This is a genomic window from Nocardia sputi (genome assembly GCF_023501985.1).
In genome coordinates this window covers 21,224-37,701 of sequence record NZ_JAMFLC010000042.1, presented here as the reverse complement: position 1 = coordinate 37,701, position 16,478 = coordinate 21,224, and the positions used below count along the sequence as shown (strand labels likewise).

Below are 16,478 nucleotides of genomic sequence, written 5' to 3'. Positions count from 1 at the left end.
CGCCTCCTCCCGCAACCGCCGATACACCGGATACGGATCCTCATGAAACCCATAGTCATACGGATCGAACACCAGCGGCCCCACCACAACCGTCATCACACACACTCCCAATCCGATAACACGTTCTCGACGGGAAACGCCCTCGCGCCGCGCCGCAAAGACACATAGCTGGACATGTGTCTGGACGGTACCACCGACAGTTTTTCAGGACAATCCCCTGCCGCCGATTCGACGGAAACGAGCCCTCCCACGCCCAGCCCCGACCCGACATGGCACAAACGAGAACCCGTTCTTGCAGCCACCAGCCATCCGGACTATATTCCGAACAGTTGTCCAGACACTGCGCCAACGGGACTCCGGTTTTCAACCGGCGCGGCGCCGACAGAGTGCGCCCGTGAGCGGAACACCGATCGCAGGCACCGCACGACTCGATCAGACAGGGGTTCTCATGCGATTCGGCATCGTGCTGTTCACCAGCGACCGCGGCATCACCCCGGCCTCGGCCGCCCGCGCGACGGAGCAGGCGGGGTTCGACTCCTTCTACGTCCCCGAGCACACCCACATCCCGGTCGCACGCAACGCGGCGCACCCCCAGACCGGCGACGCCTCCCTGCCCGATGACCGGTACCTGCGCACGCTCGACCCCTGGGTGGCGCTGTCCATGGCGGCAGCCGTCACCGAACGCATCGAACTGGCCACCGCCGTCGCGCTCCCGGTGGAGCACGACCCGATCACCCTGGCCAAGACGATCGCCTCACTCGACCATCTCAGTGGCGGCCGCGTGGTACTCGGCGCCGGTTTCGGCTGGAACACCGACGAACTCGCCGATCACGGCGTACCCGCGAACAAGCGGCGCACTGTATTGCGCGAATACCTGGCGGCGATGCGGGCGCTGTGGAGCCAGGACGAGGCGCGTCACGACGGCGAGTACGTGACCTTCGGTCCGAGCTGGGCGTGGCCGAAACCGGTGCGGCGCTCGGTGCCGGTGCTGATCGGCGCGGCGGGCACCGAACGAACCTTCCGCTGGATCGCCGAGTCCGCCGACGGCTGGATCACCACCCCGGGCGAGACCGAGATCTCGGGCCGGCTCGCGCTGCTGTACGAGATCTGGCAGCAGGCCGGCCGGACCGGACGACCTCGCGTGGTCGCCCTCGACTACAAACCGGACGCCGCGCGTCTGGCCGAGTGGGATCACGCCGGAGTCACCGACGTCGTGTACGGCCTACCGGACAAGGACGAGCACGACGTCCTCGCGTACCTCGAGCGCTTGTCGGGCAAGCTGACGGACATCGACAGGCCGCTCGGCGCGGTTCGCACGCCGTAGCCCACAGACCGACGCCGAATTCCGTGGCCGGAGACACACCGGTTTCCGCGTGGAAGTTGCTCGAACAGAAATGCGATACTAGCATCTAGACACATGTCCGAAAGCAATTCCAGGATCGTCGAAGCGACGCGACGGCGCCTGTCGGAAAAACAGGCCGACACCGTCGACAAGCTCACCAGATCGGCGTTGGAAGTGCTTTCCCGGGAGGGCTTCGCGGGAATGACCATCCGATTGGTCGCGGCCAACGCCAAGGTGGGTACCGCCACCGCCTACACCTACTTCTCCTCCAAGGAACACCTGGTCGCGGAGATCTTCTGGCGCCGGTTGCGCGCGACGCCCTCGCCCGTCAGCGAGGATCCGGACGCCACAGTGCGGGTGATCGCCGAACTTCGCGGCATCGCGCTGTTGGTCGCCGACGAGCCGGAATTGTCCGGCGCGGTCACCAGCGCACTGCTCGGTCGCGATCCCGACGTCGAACATTTGCGAGCACGTATCGGGTTGGAGATTCGCGCACGCCTCGCGCAGGCCCTGTCCGGAAATCCGGACGCGGATATTCTCGAATCGCTCGAATTACTCTACGCGGGCGCGTTGGTCCACGCGGGGATGGGTTACAAATCGTATTCGGACATCGCGGACCGCATCGAGCGGTCCGCGTTGCTCATCCTGAAGTGACACAGCGCATTCCGCGTCACTGACCGGCCAGGCCCAGTTTCAGGGATGCTCCGCCGTCGACGAACATCTGCAAACCGGTCACATAGCGCGACTCGTCGGAGGCCAGGAACGTGACCGCGTGCGAGATATCCGAGGACTCGACGAACGGAATCGGCATGGCCTGCATGAAGGGAAAGGTGACCTCGGCGTCCTCGCGCGTCGGATGCTGCAGGTCGGGACGGAAGATCTGATACATGCCCGGGTTGTGCAGCATGTCGGTGTCGACGTTGGTCGGGTGGACCGCGTTGATACGGATCGAGCTCGGCCCCAGCGTCAAGGCCAAAGTCTGCGTGTAGGAACGGATCATCTTCTTCGACAGGCCGTAGCCGTCGCCACCGGGGCCTTGCAGCGCCTGCTGGCCGTTGAATCCGGTTTGCGGCACCAAGCCCGCGACCGACCCCGTCACGATGATCGAGGCGCCCGCACCCAGATGCGGCAGGGCGGCGTGCACGGTGTTCACCACGCCGACGAAGTTGACGTCGAAGACATCGATGAATCCCTGCAACGGTACGTGGTGGCCGAGGGGGCATATTCCGGCATTCGCCACGACCACGTCCAAGCGCCCGAGTTCGGCGACGGCCGCCGCTATCGCCTCCTGCAACGCGGGACGATCCCGTACGTCGACCTTTCGAGCCACGACTCGGCGGCCGATCTTCGCCACCAGATCCTCGGTCTCCGCGAGATCCGCTTCGGTCGCCAGCGCGTAGTCGTTGCTGGCGATGTCGGAGCAGATGTCCAAGGCGATGATGTCGGCGCCCTCTTCGGCCAGGGTGATCGCATGACCGCGGCCCTGCCCACGTCCCGCACCGGTCACCAAGACGACTTTGCCGTTGACCCGATCCATGTTTCCTCCACCGTGCTCGCCACCGGTTCCATCACCTCTGATACGCGGCCGGCGCATTTATGGAATAGTAACCGGACATCTGTCTGGACGATACTACGGACATAGATGTGGATCAATCGCTCGCCGCTGCAATAGATTTCCCGGCAACACCCGTGCCCACCGGGCCGAACAAGAAGGGCGCCGATGCCGAACCGACCGCGCAACCTCGATTCCCCGCTCGTCGCGAAACTGGTCAAGTACATGTCCAAGACCCAGGTCTGGGTATATCGCCGGACCAAGGGGCGCATCGGCGGGCGCTGGCGATTCGGTGCGGGGTTCCGGAAGCCGGTGCCGACCTTGCTGCTCGAACACCGGGGCCGCAAAACGGGCAAACTGTTCACCGCTCCGCTGCTGTATCTCGTGGACGGCGACGATCTGGTGGTCGTCGCCTCACAAGGCGGGCTGCCACGCCACCCCCAGTGGTACTTCAACCTCCTGGCACAACCGGTGACGCGGGTGCAGATCGGGGCCGAGCACCGCCGCGTCCGCGCCCGAGTGGCGACGCCAGAGGAGAGAAGCCGACTGTGGCCCGACCTCGTGGCCCTCTACGCGGACTTCGACACCTACCAATCCTGGACGCAGCGCGAGATTCCGGTGCTGATCCTCCATCCGGAGGACGGGGCGCGCTGAGCCGAGACCCGGCGCGTCGAGCAGGGTCCGCACCCACCCTCCCCCATGATGTTCAGCGTTCCCCGGCGTGCTGGGCGCTGCCCGCCGCCGGAGCAGTGCGACGCATTCGATCGACTCGACAGAGGATGGGAGAGCGTGTGGCGAAAATGGGTAGGCGGAAACGGTCCAGGCTGATCACCAGCGGAATGCTGCGGGAAAAGCACCGGGCGGAAGAGCTCGGCGCGGCGGCGGAACCGGCGCCGGAGCGCGCGGACGTGGCCGAGACGGCGCTCGCGCTCGACCTCGACGCTCTCGCCGCGCGCGTGCGTGCGCGGCGGCGGGAGATGAAGTGGACCCAGGCGGAGGTGGCCGCCAACGGCGGCCCGCCGGCCAAGGTGGTCAGCGAGATCGAGCGATCCCGCAACCCGCGGCCCGGCGCCGAGGTGCTCGACCGGCTCGACGCGGGACTCGGTTGGCCACCCGGCACGAGCGCGGCGATCCTGCGCGCCGAGCAGGCGAGCGAACTCGCCGCGGCGCGCTGATCGCCGGATTCGAAACTCGGCCGGTCGGAGAATTTTTCGATATCTCCGGCCGGCCGGGCCGGAACGCTCATCGGTTGCTGTGAGCGCTGCTAGGCTGCTCAGCGACCTAGCCGACTGCTCTTGCGCTGCCGGAGTGCGCGGGTCCGGGCGTGCTGGACGCAGGTAAGAACCCGATGAAGGAATGGACGAATCATGCAACTCCGCGGCATCACTGCGGCAGCGATCCTCGCCATCGGCTCGCTGACCATCGGCGCCGGCGTCGCTCACGCCGAGCCCGCTCCCGACATCACCTACTCGGCCCGGATCGTCGATCAGACGGTGGTCGCCGCGCTCCGGGGCGGAACCTTCGAGTTGTCCAAGGCGCTGCGGGATCAGCCCGCGGGCGAGCAGAGCGCTCGGTTGACCGAGCGCAACGGTGTGCTCGTCGACCACACCGGCGCCCCGGCCGACGTCGCCCAAGTGATCGACGTGGTCGACATCCGTGACCGCGACGGCCATGTCGCGATGACGTTGCCGCTCGACTTCCGCATCGCGGGCACAGCCATTCCGGTCCGTCCGGAGGTGAAGAAGGACAGCACGGTTCTGGAGCTTCGGCCGACCAGGCCGGAAGGCCTCGCGACCACCGAAACGCTCGTCGCGAAACCGGTCGCGTCCATGACCGAGAACCAGCGCGCCCGTGACGAATTCGCCAGCCAATTCGGCCTTGCCACCGCCATCGGCGGTTTCGTCGGCACCGCCATCGGCGCCACGATCGGCTGCCTGGTCACCATCGCCGTCGGTTGTGTGGCCGGTCTACTGACCGGCGCGAGCCTCGGCGGCATCCTCGGAACCATCGCGGTCGGCGGACCCGCCCTCGTCGTGGCCGGTGTCGATCTGCTCACCACGCTGCAGGCCGCCGAGGGCACCACCCGCTTCGCCGACAAGCCCGCGCAATCCGCACCGGCACAACCGAAGTGACCCGCCTCTCGGCGGCGCGCACCACGCCGCCGGGACACGGAAATCCCGACCGCGTCGCTACAGCGGCGCGGTCGTCGTGTTGGAGCGACCCACCCGCTCGTCGTTGATCAGGTGATAGGCGCGCCCCAAGTCGTCGAGCGCCCGCTCCCATCGGGAGTCCGCGTCGTGGCCCCGGGGGTTGCGGCTGAGCAGCAGCAGGACTTCGGCCGCGTCCGTCGACCGCGCGGCCGCGTCCAACAGGACCGGCACCGGGTCCACCTTGGTGCCCGCCGCCAACGCGCCGATGCGGTCGTGCAGCCAGTGCGCGTCGAATCGCGCCTGCTCGGTGGGGTTCTCGCCGTTCACCGGCAGGGTGCTCACCGCGGCGGCCTTGGCGGCCTCCTCGTCGTCCATCGTCGTGGTGACGACCTGACGCAGCTCACTGCTCGCAATCCGGTGTAGCAAACCGATCAGTAGGACTCGCTCCGCGTCCGGACCACGCAGACCCGTGTCGCCCAGCCGTGCGCCGACCTCGTCCGGGTCGACGCGCAGGATCGACAGAACCGCTCGCAACTGCGCAATCGTTACCACTTCGTCCGCCCCTCCTCATCGTCGCGGCCCCACCATCACATCTGCGCGACAGCCTGCCAAACCCGGGGCACGTTAACCATCGGGTAGCCCCTTTGCCGATCCGGCGTGTCTTACTCGAACACGGTATTCGGCGGGCAACGCGCCGACCGAGACCGCGCGGCGCGTCGCGCCGGCCTGCTCGGCACACCTACGGGCACCGGGCGGTACATATCGCGTTTCCAGGCGCGGGACCCTCGATCCCACTCTGCGGTCCAGGTCACCTCGAACCGCAGGATAAACCGGGAGGCAACTTGGGTACTCCACCACCATGAGAGCGATACCGGCGCGGGTCACCGGCGACACGACCACGGCCGCAGTGCGCGAGTCCGAACACGGCGGTGCGATCGCGAGCACGAGATGGCGGCGCATCCGGGAGGTGATCGCCACCCGCACCGTCTCCGACGCGACGCGGGAAGTGGCGATCGAGGTGGGGAAACCACAGATGGCGCCGGGTGACACCGGCGTGGTGTGCGGATTCCGCATTCAGGGAATCGGCGAGCGATGGGCGCATGGTCCCGATTCCATCGCGGCGCTGTACCGCGCCTTCCAGGAGATCGCGCTGGAGCTACGGCAGGCCAACAGTCACGGCGCGCACTTCGCGGTGACCGAGCCGTCCGACCCCTGCTTCCCCGCGGCCCCCGCGCGGCCCTCGCGCGCCGCCACGACAGCCGAGCAGGAATCGCAGGCCCTGATCGCGGCCCGCACCCTGCGCGACGCCGACAGTTCGCTGTCGATCATCATCGGCAGGCCGTATCTGGCGGCCGACCGGCGCGAACACCTGTGCCGGTTCCACATCAGCGAGCAGGGCGCGTCCGTGGCCAGCGGCGTCGACGAGATCCAAGCGCTGCACGCCGCGATCAGCATGATCAGCCAGCGCCTCGAGCTTCCGCAGGATTGGCCGGTCAGCCGTCTGTCCTGACGCGCGGGCGCACAATTCCCCGACGAACCGCCCAGCCGGTGCGGATTCGGCATCGAATCATCGGTTGTGGATCGTCGTTCGACCGGCGTAGGTCACACATCGCCATGAGCACTTCCGGCACGCTTGTCGCCGACTGTTCCACGTCCGAAACCAGAACGTGGCGCGGCCGCAGCGTCGCCAGAAGGGAACTGCCCATGGAATTCATCTCGCCGGTAGACGCTCTGTTCCTCGTGGCGGAATCACGCGAGCATCCGATGCACGTCGGTTCGCTGTCGGTCTTCGACCCCGTGGACGGCTGCGGACCCGAGTTCGCCCGGCGCGCGTACGCGGCGCTGGCGGCCGACGAGGATTTCCATCCCATGTTCCGCAAGCGGCCTGCCCGCTTGTTCGGCACTCCGCAGCTGGCCTGGACGGTGGACCGCGCCGTGGAACTCGATTATCACGTGCAGCGGCGGGCGCTGCCGGGACCGGGTGGCCTGGACGCCCTGACGGAGGTGGCGGCGGGACTGCACAGCACCCTGCTCGACCGGCACCGACCGCTGTGGGAAGCGCATCTGATCGAAGGGCTCGCCGGCGACCGCGTCGGCTTGTACTCGAAGATCCACCATGCCCTCATCGACGGCGTCGGCGCCCAACGCCTGTTGCAGCGCACATTGACCACCGACCCCGAGTCCAGCGAGGCGCTGGTGCCTTGGCATCTCCCGCCTTCGCCCGGGCGCCGCGAGGACACGGCGCGGCGGCACACGCTGGGCAGCCGGGCACGCGCGCTGCTCGGGGCGGCGGGCTCGGCTCCCTCGATTCTGCGCTTGGCTCGCGCCGCACTGCTCGAGCAGCAATTGACGCTGCCCTTCGCCGCCCCGCGCACCATGTTCAACGTCCCGATCGGTGGGGCTCGCCGCTGCGCCGCCCGCTCCTGGCCGCTGGATCGGATCCGCCAGGTCAAGAAGATGACCGGCACCACGCTCAACGACGTGGTACTGGCCATGTCGGCGGGCGCGCTGCGCGCCTATCTGCTGGAACACGTCGCACTGCCGGACAAGCCGCTGATCGCCATGGTGCCGGTCTCGCTGCGGCGCGAGTCCGACGACGGCGGCGGGAATGCCGTGGCCGCACTGCTGTGCAATCTCGCCACCGACCTACCCGACCCGGCGGCGCGGCTCGCGGCGATAAGTACCTCGATGCACCGCAGCAAAGAGATCTACCGGGCGCTCTCCCCGGTGCAGGCGGTCTCGCTCTCGGCGCTGACGCTGAGCCCGCTGGCGCTGTCGCTGCTGCTGCCGGCCACGGTCGCGCTGACCAGTCCCCCGTTCAACATCGTCATCTCCAACATCCCCGGCCCGCGGGAACCTCAGTACTGGAACGGGGCGCGGGTCGACGCCAGCTATCCGCTGTCCATCCCGCTCGACGGCCAGGCGCTGAACATCACCCTCACCAGCAACGCCGACAGCCTCGACGTCGGTATCGTCGCCTGCCGCCGCAGCGTGCCGGACGTGGCAAGGCTGCTCGACCACCTGGAATCCGCGTTGGCCGAACTGGAGGACACCGCCTACTGACCCGCCAGGTCCACGGCCTTTCGGGACGCACGCAGGGCGAGCCGGGTCGCCGCTCGCGGATCAGGACGAGCCCGCGGTTCCGAGCCCGTTGATCGACGGGGGCAGATCCGGTTGGGTCGCGCCGGGACCGGCGAGCAGGCGCTTGAGGATCTTGCCGGTGTCGCCGCGGGGCAGCGCCGAGAGGAAAGTGACGTCACGCGGGACCGAGAAGCGGCTCAAGCGGTTGCGGATGTAGGTGCGGACCATGTCCGAGTCGAGCCCGGCTCCGTCGCGTTTCACCACGAACGCCACGAGTCGCTGACCGAATTCACGGTCCGGCACCCCGACCACCGCGACGTCGCTGACCTGCGGCAGGTGCGCGAGCGCCTCTTCGACGGGGCGCGGGAAGACGTTCTCGCCGCCGGAGATGATCATCTCGTCGTCGCGTCCGGCGATGAACAACCGGCCCGTGGCGTCGAGATAGCCGAGGTCGCCGGTGTCCAGCATCCCGTGTGCCTCGTCCGGTGGCGCCGAGTTGACGTAGCCGTCGAACAGCATGTGGTTGCCGACGAAGATATGCCCGGTGGCGCCGATCGGCAACCTGCGGTGATCGGGCCCGAGCACGGCGACCTTGGTGCCCAGCGGCGGGCGGCCCGCCGTGGTCGGCGAGGTGTGCAGGTCCTCCGGGGTGGCGACCGTCGCCCACGAGACCTCGGTCGACCCGTAGACGTTGTAGAGGACGTCGCCGTAGGCGTCCATGAAACGCTCGACGGTCGCCCCAGCGAGCGGCGCCCCGCAGCTGATCATGTGCCGCAGGCTGGAGGTGTCGTAGCGAGCGCGCACGTGCGGGGGCAGATCGAGGATGCGCTGCACCATGGTCGGCACGACGATCACCGTGTTGACCTGGTGCTCCGCGATCCGGCGCAGACAGTCCTCGGCGTCGAAGCGTTCCGCGAGCACCACAGTGGCGCGCAGCGCGGTGCTCAGTTGCAGACCGGCCAGCCCCCAGGTGTGGAACAGCGGCGCGGGAATCAGCATGGTTTCGTCCATCTGCATCGGGATGCGCGAGAGCAATGCCGCAATGGATCCGAAACCCTTCGGGTGCGGCCTGCGTGCCCCCTTCGGGGTCCCGCTGGTCCCGGAGGTGAGCACGATGAGCCGCCCGGGCTGAGCGGGCGTGCGAAACGTGGTGTGCCCCTCGGCCACGAGTTGATCCACGGTCGTCCGGTCGGGAGCGGGCGGGCGTTCGTCGGTGTTGTAGCGCGGGATGTCGGCATGCAGATAGCGCACCAACTCCTCCAGGTCACCGTCGACGAACAGCGCCGACAGCCGGTCTCGCTGGACGATCTCCTCGATGGTGCGCCCCGCGAGCCCGGAATTCAGCAGGGCCACGTCCACGCCGAGTTTGCCCGCGGCGACCATGCATTCGACCATGCCCGCGTGGTTGCGCGCCAGCAGTCCGATGGCGTCACCGGGGCCGAGATCGTGTGCGGCCATCGCCGCGGCCAGCGCGGTGGTCCGCTCGTCCATTTCGGCGAAGGACCGGGTGCCGCGGTCATCGATGATCGCGGCGCGCTCCGGCGCGTATGCCGCGCCCGCCGCGTACCCGCCCGCCAGGTTGAAACCCCATTTAGCCAGCGAGCGCAGCTGTTTCACGGTGCGATCGAGCCGCACCGGCAGCACGACACCGGTGGCCACCATCTGCCGTGCTACGCCCGCGTTGCGCAGGATCGGCGAATCCTCGCCGTTGACCACCAACGAGGTCCGTGCGCCCTTGGCGACGTCGGCTACCCGCTCGAGTCCGCTCTTTGTCCACTCCGCGATCGCCACATTGGACAGCTCGGCCACGCGTGGGTGCACCCGGCTCGGCGCGAAATAGGTGACCGTGACCTTGGTGCGCTCCTCGTCACCGTGCAACCGCACCGAGGCGAAGCTGCCCAGCGCGGCGTACTGCATCTCGAAACTCTCGTACCACCGGCCCACGCTCAGCCGGATCTGGTGGGTGCGGATGCCGGTCTGGTAGGTACCGACACGCATCTGCCAGACCACGTTGCCGTCGGCGGATTGGATCTGCTCGCACGCGCCGATTCCGGTGAACATGCGCGGATACGTCTGTGGTTCGAGCAACAGATCCCAAATGGTCTTGCGGGCGATCGCGAACTCCGCGACTACATCGATGACATCGGTAACCAACTTGTGCACTTCTCGTCGGCCGGTTCGAAGAACTTCGGGTCGGCGGGTAGCTCCTTTGTAACGTCAGTCACAGGCGAGGTCAAGTAGCGCCCGCTTCGCCGCCACTACCAGCGATACGCAGGAAATACCCTGCGATTGCCCAGCATTCACCTGAAGCTGGGAACCCACCCAATCGTCCCGCGCGGCGCCTGTGAATCCACCCAACGAACACGGAATTCCCAGTGGGCGCCCGCGGGCCGATCGTAACGTCTCAGACGCCTGCTCGGCAGGACCGCACGCTGGCTGGAGAGGTTATGGACGACAAGCCCGCCCGACGAATCGCGCACTCCCGCACCGAAGAGATCCTCGATTTCTTCGGCAAATGCCGAGCGTGTGGATATCCCGCTTACGCGGAAACCACCACGCTGCGTTACGACAACGGCGAGCGGGAGACCAAGGTCATCGCCAATTGCGCCCTGCCGTGCGGCTGGAGCGGAGAGGTCTCCGCCACGCCGATGACCGGCTCGGCCGCCCGGCCGCGCACGTAGGGAAGTCAGGCCGCGCGTGTAGCGAGTTCGTCGGAGCCCAGCGCGCGCTCGCGCAAGTCCGCGAGTATCCGGGCGAGTATGCGCGACACCTGCATCTGGGAGACGCCCAGGTGTTCAGCGATTTGACTCTGGGTCCGGCACTCGAAGAAACGCATGATCAGCACCTGCCGATCGCGCTGCGGCAGCTCGGCGATCAGCGGGCGCACCGCCATCGCCTGCTCCAGCAGGTTGTAGCACGGTTCCTCGGCGCCGAGCGTGTCGGCGAGCGCTTGCGGCGCGCCATCGCCGTCCTCGCGGCCCCCCGTGTCCAGTGAGTTGGTCTGATAGGCGTTGCCTGCGATCAGCGCCTGGGTGACCTCGCCGATCTCGACGTCCAATTCGGCGGCGATCTCCCTGGCCGTCGGCATCCGCCCGAGCCGGTGCGACAGCGCCTCGGTGGCCGGGCCGATACGCAGCTGAATCTCCTTGAGCCGCCGCGGCACCCGCAACGACCACGTGTTGTCCCGGAAGTGCCTGCGCACCTCGCCCATGATGGTGGGGACCGCGAACCCGAGGAACGAGCTGCCGCGCGAGACGTCGAAACGGTCCACCGCGAGCACCAGCCCGACCCGGGCGATCTGCAGCAGGTCCTCGTAGGACTCGCCGCGTCCGGAGAACTTGCGGGCAATGTGTTCGGCGAGCGGAAGACAGCGCCGCGTCACCTCCTCGCGCAACGCGGCGCGGTGCGGATCGTCCTCCGCCATAGCGGCCATCTTCTCGAACCACGGCTCGATGTTGTCGTAACTGTCGCCCGCGCGCGTCCGGCCCGTCGTGCCATTTCCGTCGGTCGTGAACTCACGTGTCATCAAATGGTCCTCGTTCCCAACTGAATTCGATAACGGTCGGATACCCGCCGATCTCCGAATCAAAAGGGTCACGAGAAATCGACAGGGAACTGGTGAGCATACGAACCAACTCCCAGCTCAACGGATCGCCGCGCAGCTCGTCGCAGGCCGCGACGGCGTCGACGCGCACGCTCATCCGGTCCACGCCGTAGGTGAACTCGCAACCGAGTATCGAGCCGGGCACGGAGCCTGCCATCAGCATCGTGGCCGCTTCGTTGATCGCCAGGCGGATGTCCGCGGCCGCGTCGAGCGGGAAGTCGGCGACCAGGCACACGGTGTCGGCCATCCCGCGGACCAAGGCAAGGTGTCGCGGGTCGGCGGGGATCCGCACCGCGACCGCGGTGGTCTCGGTGGCGGCCGCGCCGAACGCGCACGTGATAAGACGCATCAGACCGTGGCGAGCTGCGCTTGCCACATCCAGTGCAACTGTTCCAGCCGGCCCGCGATCGCCAGGAACAGATCCTGGGTCACCGGATCGGCCTTCTCCGTCGCGGCGATGCGCTCACGCAGCCGTTTGATCACGGCGGCGAGGTTGCCGACGATCGTGTCGATGATGTCGGTGTCCTGCTGCCAGCCCTCGCCCATGCCGAGCGTGCCGGAATCCCTGGCCACGGTCGCGGCGCGACCGTCCGGGCTGACTCCGACGGCGGTGGCGCGCTCCGCGGCCGAATCCGTGAACTCCCGTGCCACCGTGACCAATTCGTCCAACGCCAGGTGCACCGAGCGGAAGTTGGAGCCGACCACGTTCCAGTGCGCCTGCTTCGCGATCAGCGACAGGTCGATCAGGTCGACCACCGTGGCCTGCAGCGTTTCGCCCGCGATGCGCTGCTGCTCCGGGTCCAAGGTGCTGGTGATGGGTTGGGACATCGCTCTGAGCCTTTCTGCCGTCGATCCGGACATCGACGGTCTACCCAGCCATGCGGCGATAAACCTCCCGGTAGGTTCCCCGACCGGGAAGAGTGGGTGGTCGCCCCGGCAAGTCGCACGGGTGCGTCTCGGTCGGGTAGCGGGTGCGGTCCACCGGTGTTACGAGCGGAGACAGCTCGGCCCGATTTGCCGTAATGGCAACAATAGTTGCCGATGCGCGCCTGTTGTCGGCACGGTGAGGCATGGCTGAGGAAAAGCAAGTGGACGTGGTGGTGATCGGCGGCGGCGCGGCCGGGTTGTCGGCGGCGTTGACCCTGGCGCGGGCGCGCCGCTCGGTGCTCGTCATCGACGCGCGCGAGCAGCGCAACGCTCCCGCCGCGGGAGTGCACGGGTGGCTGACCCGCGACGGCATTCCACCGGCGGAGCTGGTGACGATCGGCGCGCGGGAAGTGGAGCAGTACGGCGGGCGGATACGGTACGCGCGAGCGGTGTCCGCGCAACGGACGCCAGGCGGGTTCGTGGTGGAGACCGACCGCGGTGAGCGCCTGCGCGGTCGCCGATTGCTCGTCACCACCGGCTTGGCGGACGAGTTGCCACCGATCAGCGGCTTGCGGGAACGGTGGGGCCGCGACGTCGTGCACTGTCCGTATTGCCACGGATGGGAGATCCGCGACCAGCCGATCGGCGTGCTCGGCTCGGTGCACCACGCGCTGCTGTTCCGCCAGTGGAGCTCGCGGGTGACGCTGCTTCGGCACACCTCTCCCGCGCCGACAGCGCAACAGGCCGAGCAGCTCGCGGCTCGCGGCATCGCCGTGGTGGAGGGTGCGGTGCGCGCGCTCGAGGTGGTGAACGACCACATCACGGGAGCTCGGCTGGAATCCGGGCCGGTCGTGCCGATCGCCGCGCTGGCGTTCGCGCCTCGGCTGGTCGCACGCGATGCGCTGCTGCTCGCCCTCGGCGTCGAAACCGCCGAGCACCCGTCAGGAGCGGGCACGCATGTGGTGGCCGATGCCGCTGGACGCACCTCGGTTCCCGGCGTGTGGGTGGCGGGCAACGTCACCGACATCGTCGCCGGGGTGGTGCAATCCGCTGCCGGTGGCGTAACAGCCGCCGCCGCGATCAACGCCGATCTCGTCGAGGAGGACACCCGGATGGCCGTCGAGCGATGGCTACTCGGGGATATGGTGTGATCCACACGACACGGGAGGTGCGGGATGCCGGAGGGGACGGCAACGCCCTTACGGGCGGCGACAATGACGGAGTTCAGCGGTCGCGTCTCGACACCGACCTACGACCGTTCCCGGATCAAGACGGGGGTAGTGCATTTCGGCGTCGGCGGATTTCATCGCGCGCACCAGGCGATGTACCTCGACCGATTGCTCGAACGCGGCCTCGGGCACGAGTGGGGCATCTGCGGGGTGGGCGTCCTGCCCGGTGATCGCCACATGCGCGATGTGCTCCGGGCGCAGGATGGCTTGTACACACTGTCGGCAGTCGCGCCGGAAGGCGCCTGGACCACGCGCGTGATCGGCTCCATCATCGAGTACCGATATGCCCCGGACGATCCCGAGGTCGTCGTGGAGAGACTCGCCGATCCGGCCACCCGGATCGTCTCGCTCACCATCACCGAGGGTGGGTACCGGATCGCGGCCGCCACCGGGGAATTCGACGCCGACGATCCCGCGATTCGCGCCGATCTCGCCGGAAATTCCCCGCCTGCCACCGTCTTCGGTCACCTCACCGAAGCGCTGGCCCGGCGCAGATCCCGGGGAATCGCACCGTTCACCGTGCTGTCCTGCGACAACATCGAAGGCAATGGGAACGTCGCGCGCCGCGCGTTCAGCGCCTTCGCCGATCTGCGCGATCCCGAACTCGGATCCTGGATCTGGGAGCACGTGCGCTTCCCGAATTCGATGGTGGACCGGATCACCCCGGGGACCCCACCCGAGGCGAGCGGTGAGATCGAGCGGCGTTACGGGCTCATCGATCGCTGGCCGGTCGTGACCGAGCCCTTCGCGCAATGGGTGCTCGAGGATTCCTTCGAACTCGGCCGTCCGGCCTTCGAGGAAGCCGGCGTACAGGTCGTCGCGGACGTCACCCCGTACGAACTGATGAAACTGAGGTTGCTGAACGCGAGCCACCAAGCGCTGTGCTACTTCGGATACCTGAGCGGCTACCGGCTGGTCCACGAAGCCGCGCGGGATCCGGCCTTTCGGCGATTCTTGTCGCGCTATATGGACGCCGAGGCGACACCGACGCTGCGCGCGGTACCCGGTGTCGACTTGGACGCCTACAAGCGGACATTGCTCGACCGGTTCGCCAACCCCGCGATCGGCGACACCATAGCCCGATTGTGCGCGGAATCCTCCGATCGGATTCCGAAGTGGCTGCTGCCGGTGGTGCGGGCGCAACTCGCTGCCGACGGCGAGATCGATTGTGCCGCAGCGGTTGTCGCGAGCTGGGCGCGCTACGCCGAGGGTGTCGACGAGCAAGGCGAGCCGATCCGGATCGTGGACCGGCTCGCCGACCGGCTGGTTCCCCTCGCCCGGCGGCAACGCGAGCAGCCCACCGCCTTCCTCGGCGAACGTTCGCTGTTCGGCGATCTGATCGACCACCCCCGGTTCGTGACCGCGTATCTGGCGGCCCTGGACACACTGCACACCAGGGGCGCACACGCCACCGTCGAGGCGTTGGCGCGTTAGCGCGGGGTGACGCGGGCTATCGCCCGGCAGTCCGCGCCGACCGCGAACCATACGTCCAGGCTCGAGTCCGTACAGCGAGTGACGAGGTCGACGTGCTCCCCGGACCGCACGGGCTTCCCGTATTCCATCACCACGCGGTGCGGACCGGATTTCAGTTCGGCGTGATCGGCGAGGACCTCCTCGAGCGCGGTGAGGTAGACCGCGTTGTTCATGTGGTCGAGCAGGTCTATGTCGGTGACCCGCAGCGGGAAAGGCCGGATCTGGACGCCGGGCTCGCCTGCCGCGGGCATCGGATCGGTGAGCGAGGCCTTCCAGCGCAACCGGTGCTCGGTCGTGCAGGCCAGCATCGGTGCCAGGAACCGGTCGCTCATCCGCGCGGGCACGCCCGACTCGGTGCCGAAGTGGATCAGGAAGCTCTCGGTCTCCACCAGACCGCCCGCGCTGCCGCAAACCTGAACCCGCATCGTGCACCACCGGGTCGAGGTCGCCGAAGGCCAGCGTCGCAGCGTCGCCCACTCGCCGAACCCGAGCGGTTTGAGCGCGTCGATCACCGTCCTGCGGATGACCCACAGTCGGTGGATATCGCCGTCCTGGAGAACATCGAGGTGGTCGTACCCGACGTCCTGCAGGTAGCGCGCGACACCGTCGAGCCGCAGGCGCTGGTCACGGTCGGTATCGGCGAGACGTACGGGCCATCCCGTCTCGAACGGCGTCAGGACGGCTGGGGGTTCCGGCAGCACGCTGGGAATGACCATAACCGGATGATGCCAGTCATTTGCTGACATCGCGATCGACATGGCCATATCGTCATCTAGCTGAAAGATAACTCATCTCATCAGCAACATTGGTCAAATGCCCGACATCAAGGTAGATCGCCAATAGTTAGCCACTCTACTGGAAATGGGTGGGTATACGGAAATCCGGTCGCCGGGCCGCGGGATCGGCCCCCGTTCGACGCCCACGGCGACCTCTGCGTCGAAGAGCATCGGCACACCATCGGCGACGCCGCGGACCACCCGGTGTTCGATAGTCGGCGCAACGATCGCGGTACGGCAGGCCAGTACGGCGCCGAAACAGTCGCCACGCACGAGGTCACCCTCGCGCGCGGCGATCGCCAGCACGGTGTCCTGCGCGTGCAAGGCGGCCTCGCCGGTGGCACCGCGGGATGATCAGCCCTGGTCGCAGCGACGCCACCCCTGACCACCCCCGCACGCGCGCT

Annotated in this window: 19 protein-coding genes; 10 read left to right on the top strand and 9 right to left on the bottom strand. The window is 67.8% G+C overall.

The annotated features are described in order from the left end of the window. On the bottom strand, window positions 1-96 hold a 96-nt coding region (locus M8859_RS35115), incomplete at its 3' end, for a hypothetical protein (RefSeq protein WP_249645550.1). Between the two features lie 352 nt (window positions 97-448). On the opposite strand from M8859_RS35115, the gene M8859_RS35110 reads away from it, so the two are divergent. Both M8859_RS35110 and M8859_RS35105 read left to right on the top strand, forming a co-directional pair. Continuing rightward, the gene (locus M8859_RS35110; protein ID WP_195072325.1) at window positions 449-1,324 is read left to right on the top strand and encodes an LLM class F420-dependent oxidoreductase; all 876 of its coding nucleotides are present in this window, start codon (window positions 449-451) and stop codon (window positions 1,322-1,324) included. 93 nt (window positions 1,325-1,417) lie between these two features. Next, window positions 1,418-1,996 (top strand): TetR/AcrR family transcriptional regulator, encoded by a 579-nt coding sequence (locus tag M8859_RS35105; protein WP_159930539.1) that lies wholly within the window; start codon window positions 1,418-1,420, stop codon window positions 1,994-1,996. Window positions 1,997-2,012: 16 nt separating this feature from the next. On the opposite strand, the gene M8859_RS35100 is transcribed toward M8859_RS35105, so the two are convergent. Beyond that, window positions 2,013-2,879, bottom strand: a complete 867-nt coding sequence (locus M8859_RS35100; RefSeq protein WP_159930538.1) for a mycofactocin-coupled SDR family oxidoreductase — start codon at window positions 2,877-2,879, stop codon at window positions 2,013-2,015. 183 nt (window positions 2,880-3,062) lie between these two features. Here M8859_RS35100 and M8859_RS35095 point away from each other — a divergent pair, with 183 nt between their 5' ends. The 3 genes from M8859_RS35095 (at window position 3,063) to M8859_RS35085 (ending at window position 5,026) form a co-directional block, all read left to right on the top strand. Continuing rightward, window positions 3,063-3,548, top strand: a complete 486-nt coding sequence (locus tag M8859_RS35095; protein ID WP_249645549.1) for a nitroreductase family deazaflavin-dependent oxidoreductase — start codon at window positions 3,063-3,065, stop codon at window positions 3,546-3,548. A gap of 137 nt (window positions 3,549-3,685) precedes the next feature. Next, window positions 3,686-4,069, top strand: coding sequence for a helix-turn-helix domain-containing protein (locus M8859_RS35090; protein WP_159930536.1), 384 nt, complete (start codon window positions 3,686-3,688; stop codon window positions 4,067-4,069). Window positions 4,070-4,261: 192 nt separating this feature from the next. Next, window positions 4,262-5,026, top strand: a complete 765-nt coding sequence (locus tag M8859_RS35085) for a DUF8020 domain-containing protein (protein ID WP_159930535.1) — start codon at window positions 4,262-4,264, stop codon at window positions 5,024-5,026. 57 nt (window positions 5,027-5,083) lie between these two features. Here M8859_RS35085 and M8859_RS35080 read toward each other — a convergent pair whose 3' ends face one another. Continuing rightward, entirely contained in the window at window positions 5,084-5,596 is a 513-nt protein-coding gene (locus M8859_RS35080) for a hypothetical protein (protein WP_159930534.1), read from the bottom strand. Between the two features lie 307 nt (window positions 5,597-5,903). Between M8859_RS35080 and M8859_RS35075 the strand changes: the two genes are divergently transcribed. Then, a complete protein-coding gene (locus tag M8859_RS35075; RefSeq protein WP_159930533.1) occupies window positions 5,904-6,554 on the top strand; it encodes a DUF6968 family protein in 651 nt (216 codons plus the stop codon). Window positions 6,555-6,748: 194 nt separating this feature from the next. Beyond that, window positions 6,749-8,107: a WS/DGAT/MGAT family O-acyltransferase gene (locus M8859_RS35070; protein WP_195072320.1), complete on the top strand. Its 1,359-nt coding sequence runs from the start codon at window positions 6,749-6,751 to the stop codon at window positions 8,105-8,107. A 60-nt stretch (window positions 8,108-8,167) separates the two neighbouring features. On the opposite strand, the gene M8859_RS35065 is transcribed toward M8859_RS35070, so the two are convergent. After that, window positions 8,168-10,279, bottom strand: a complete 2,112-nt coding sequence (locus M8859_RS35065; protein ID WP_321212764.1) for an AMP-binding protein — start codon at window positions 10,277-10,279, stop codon at window positions 8,168-8,170. 293 nt (window positions 10,280-10,572) lie between these two features. Here M8859_RS35065 and M8859_RS35060 point away from each other — a divergent pair, with 293 nt between their 5' ends. Continuing rightward, window positions 10,573-10,806 carry a hypothetical protein gene (locus M8859_RS35060; RefSeq protein WP_159930531.1) on the top strand — a complete coding sequence of 78 codons (234 nt, stop codon included), beginning with the start codon at window positions 10,573-10,575 and terminating at the stop codon, window positions 10,804-10,806. A gap of 5 nt (window positions 10,807-10,811) precedes the next feature. Here the strand turns inward: M8859_RS35060 and M8859_RS35055 are convergent, their stop codons facing one another. The 3 genes from M8859_RS35055 to M8859_RS35045 all read right to left on the bottom strand — a co-directional run bounded on the left by M8859_RS35055 (window position 10,812) and on the right by M8859_RS35045 (window position 12,557). After that, a complete protein-coding gene (locus M8859_RS35055) occupies window positions 10,812-11,651 on the bottom strand; it encodes an RNA polymerase sigma factor SigF (RefSeq protein WP_159930530.1) in 840 nt (279 codons plus the stop codon). Next, on the bottom strand, window positions 11,641-11,976 hold the full coding sequence (locus M8859_RS35050; protein WP_236565771.1) for an anti-sigma factor: 336 nt from the start codon (window positions 11,974-11,976) through the stop codon (window positions 11,641-11,643). Before M8859_RS35050 ends, M8859_RS35055 begins: the two co-directional genes overlap by 11 nt. Window positions 11,977-12,077: 101 nt before the next feature. After that, a complete protein-coding gene (locus M8859_RS35045; protein ID WP_159930529.1) occupies window positions 12,078-12,557 on the bottom strand; it encodes a Dps family protein in 480 nt (159 codons plus the stop codon). A 242-nt stretch (window positions 12,558-12,799) separates the two neighbouring features. Between M8859_RS35045 and M8859_RS35040 the strand changes: the two genes are divergently transcribed. Beyond that, window positions 12,800-13,747 (top strand): NAD(P)/FAD-dependent oxidoreductase, encoded by a 948-nt coding sequence (locus M8859_RS35040; RefSeq protein WP_195072322.1) that lies wholly within the window; start codon window positions 12,800-12,802, stop codon window positions 13,745-13,747. A 63-nt stretch (window positions 13,748-13,810) separates the two neighbouring features. Beyond that, window positions 13,811-15,259, top strand: a complete 1,449-nt coding sequence (locus M8859_RS35035) for a mannitol dehydrogenase family protein (RefSeq protein WP_249645548.1) — start codon at window positions 13,811-13,813, stop codon at window positions 15,257-15,259. Here M8859_RS35035 and M8859_RS35030 read toward each other — a convergent pair. Both M8859_RS35030 and M8859_RS35025 read right to left on the bottom strand, forming a co-directional pair. Then, complete coding sequence (locus tag M8859_RS35030; protein ID WP_159930526.1) at window positions 15,256-16,014, bottom strand: acyl-[acyl-carrier-protein] thioesterase; 759 nt, start codon at window positions 16,012-16,014, stop codon at window positions 15,256-15,258. The genes M8859_RS35035 and M8859_RS35030 overlap by 4 nt on opposite strands. Before the next feature lie 93 nt (window positions 16,015-16,107). Then, window positions 16,108-16,398, bottom strand: a complete 291-nt coding sequence (locus M8859_RS35025) for a hypothetical protein (protein ID WP_249645547.1) — start codon at window positions 16,396-16,398, stop codon at window positions 16,108-16,110. Window positions 16,399-16,478 lie beyond the last annotated feature (80 nt).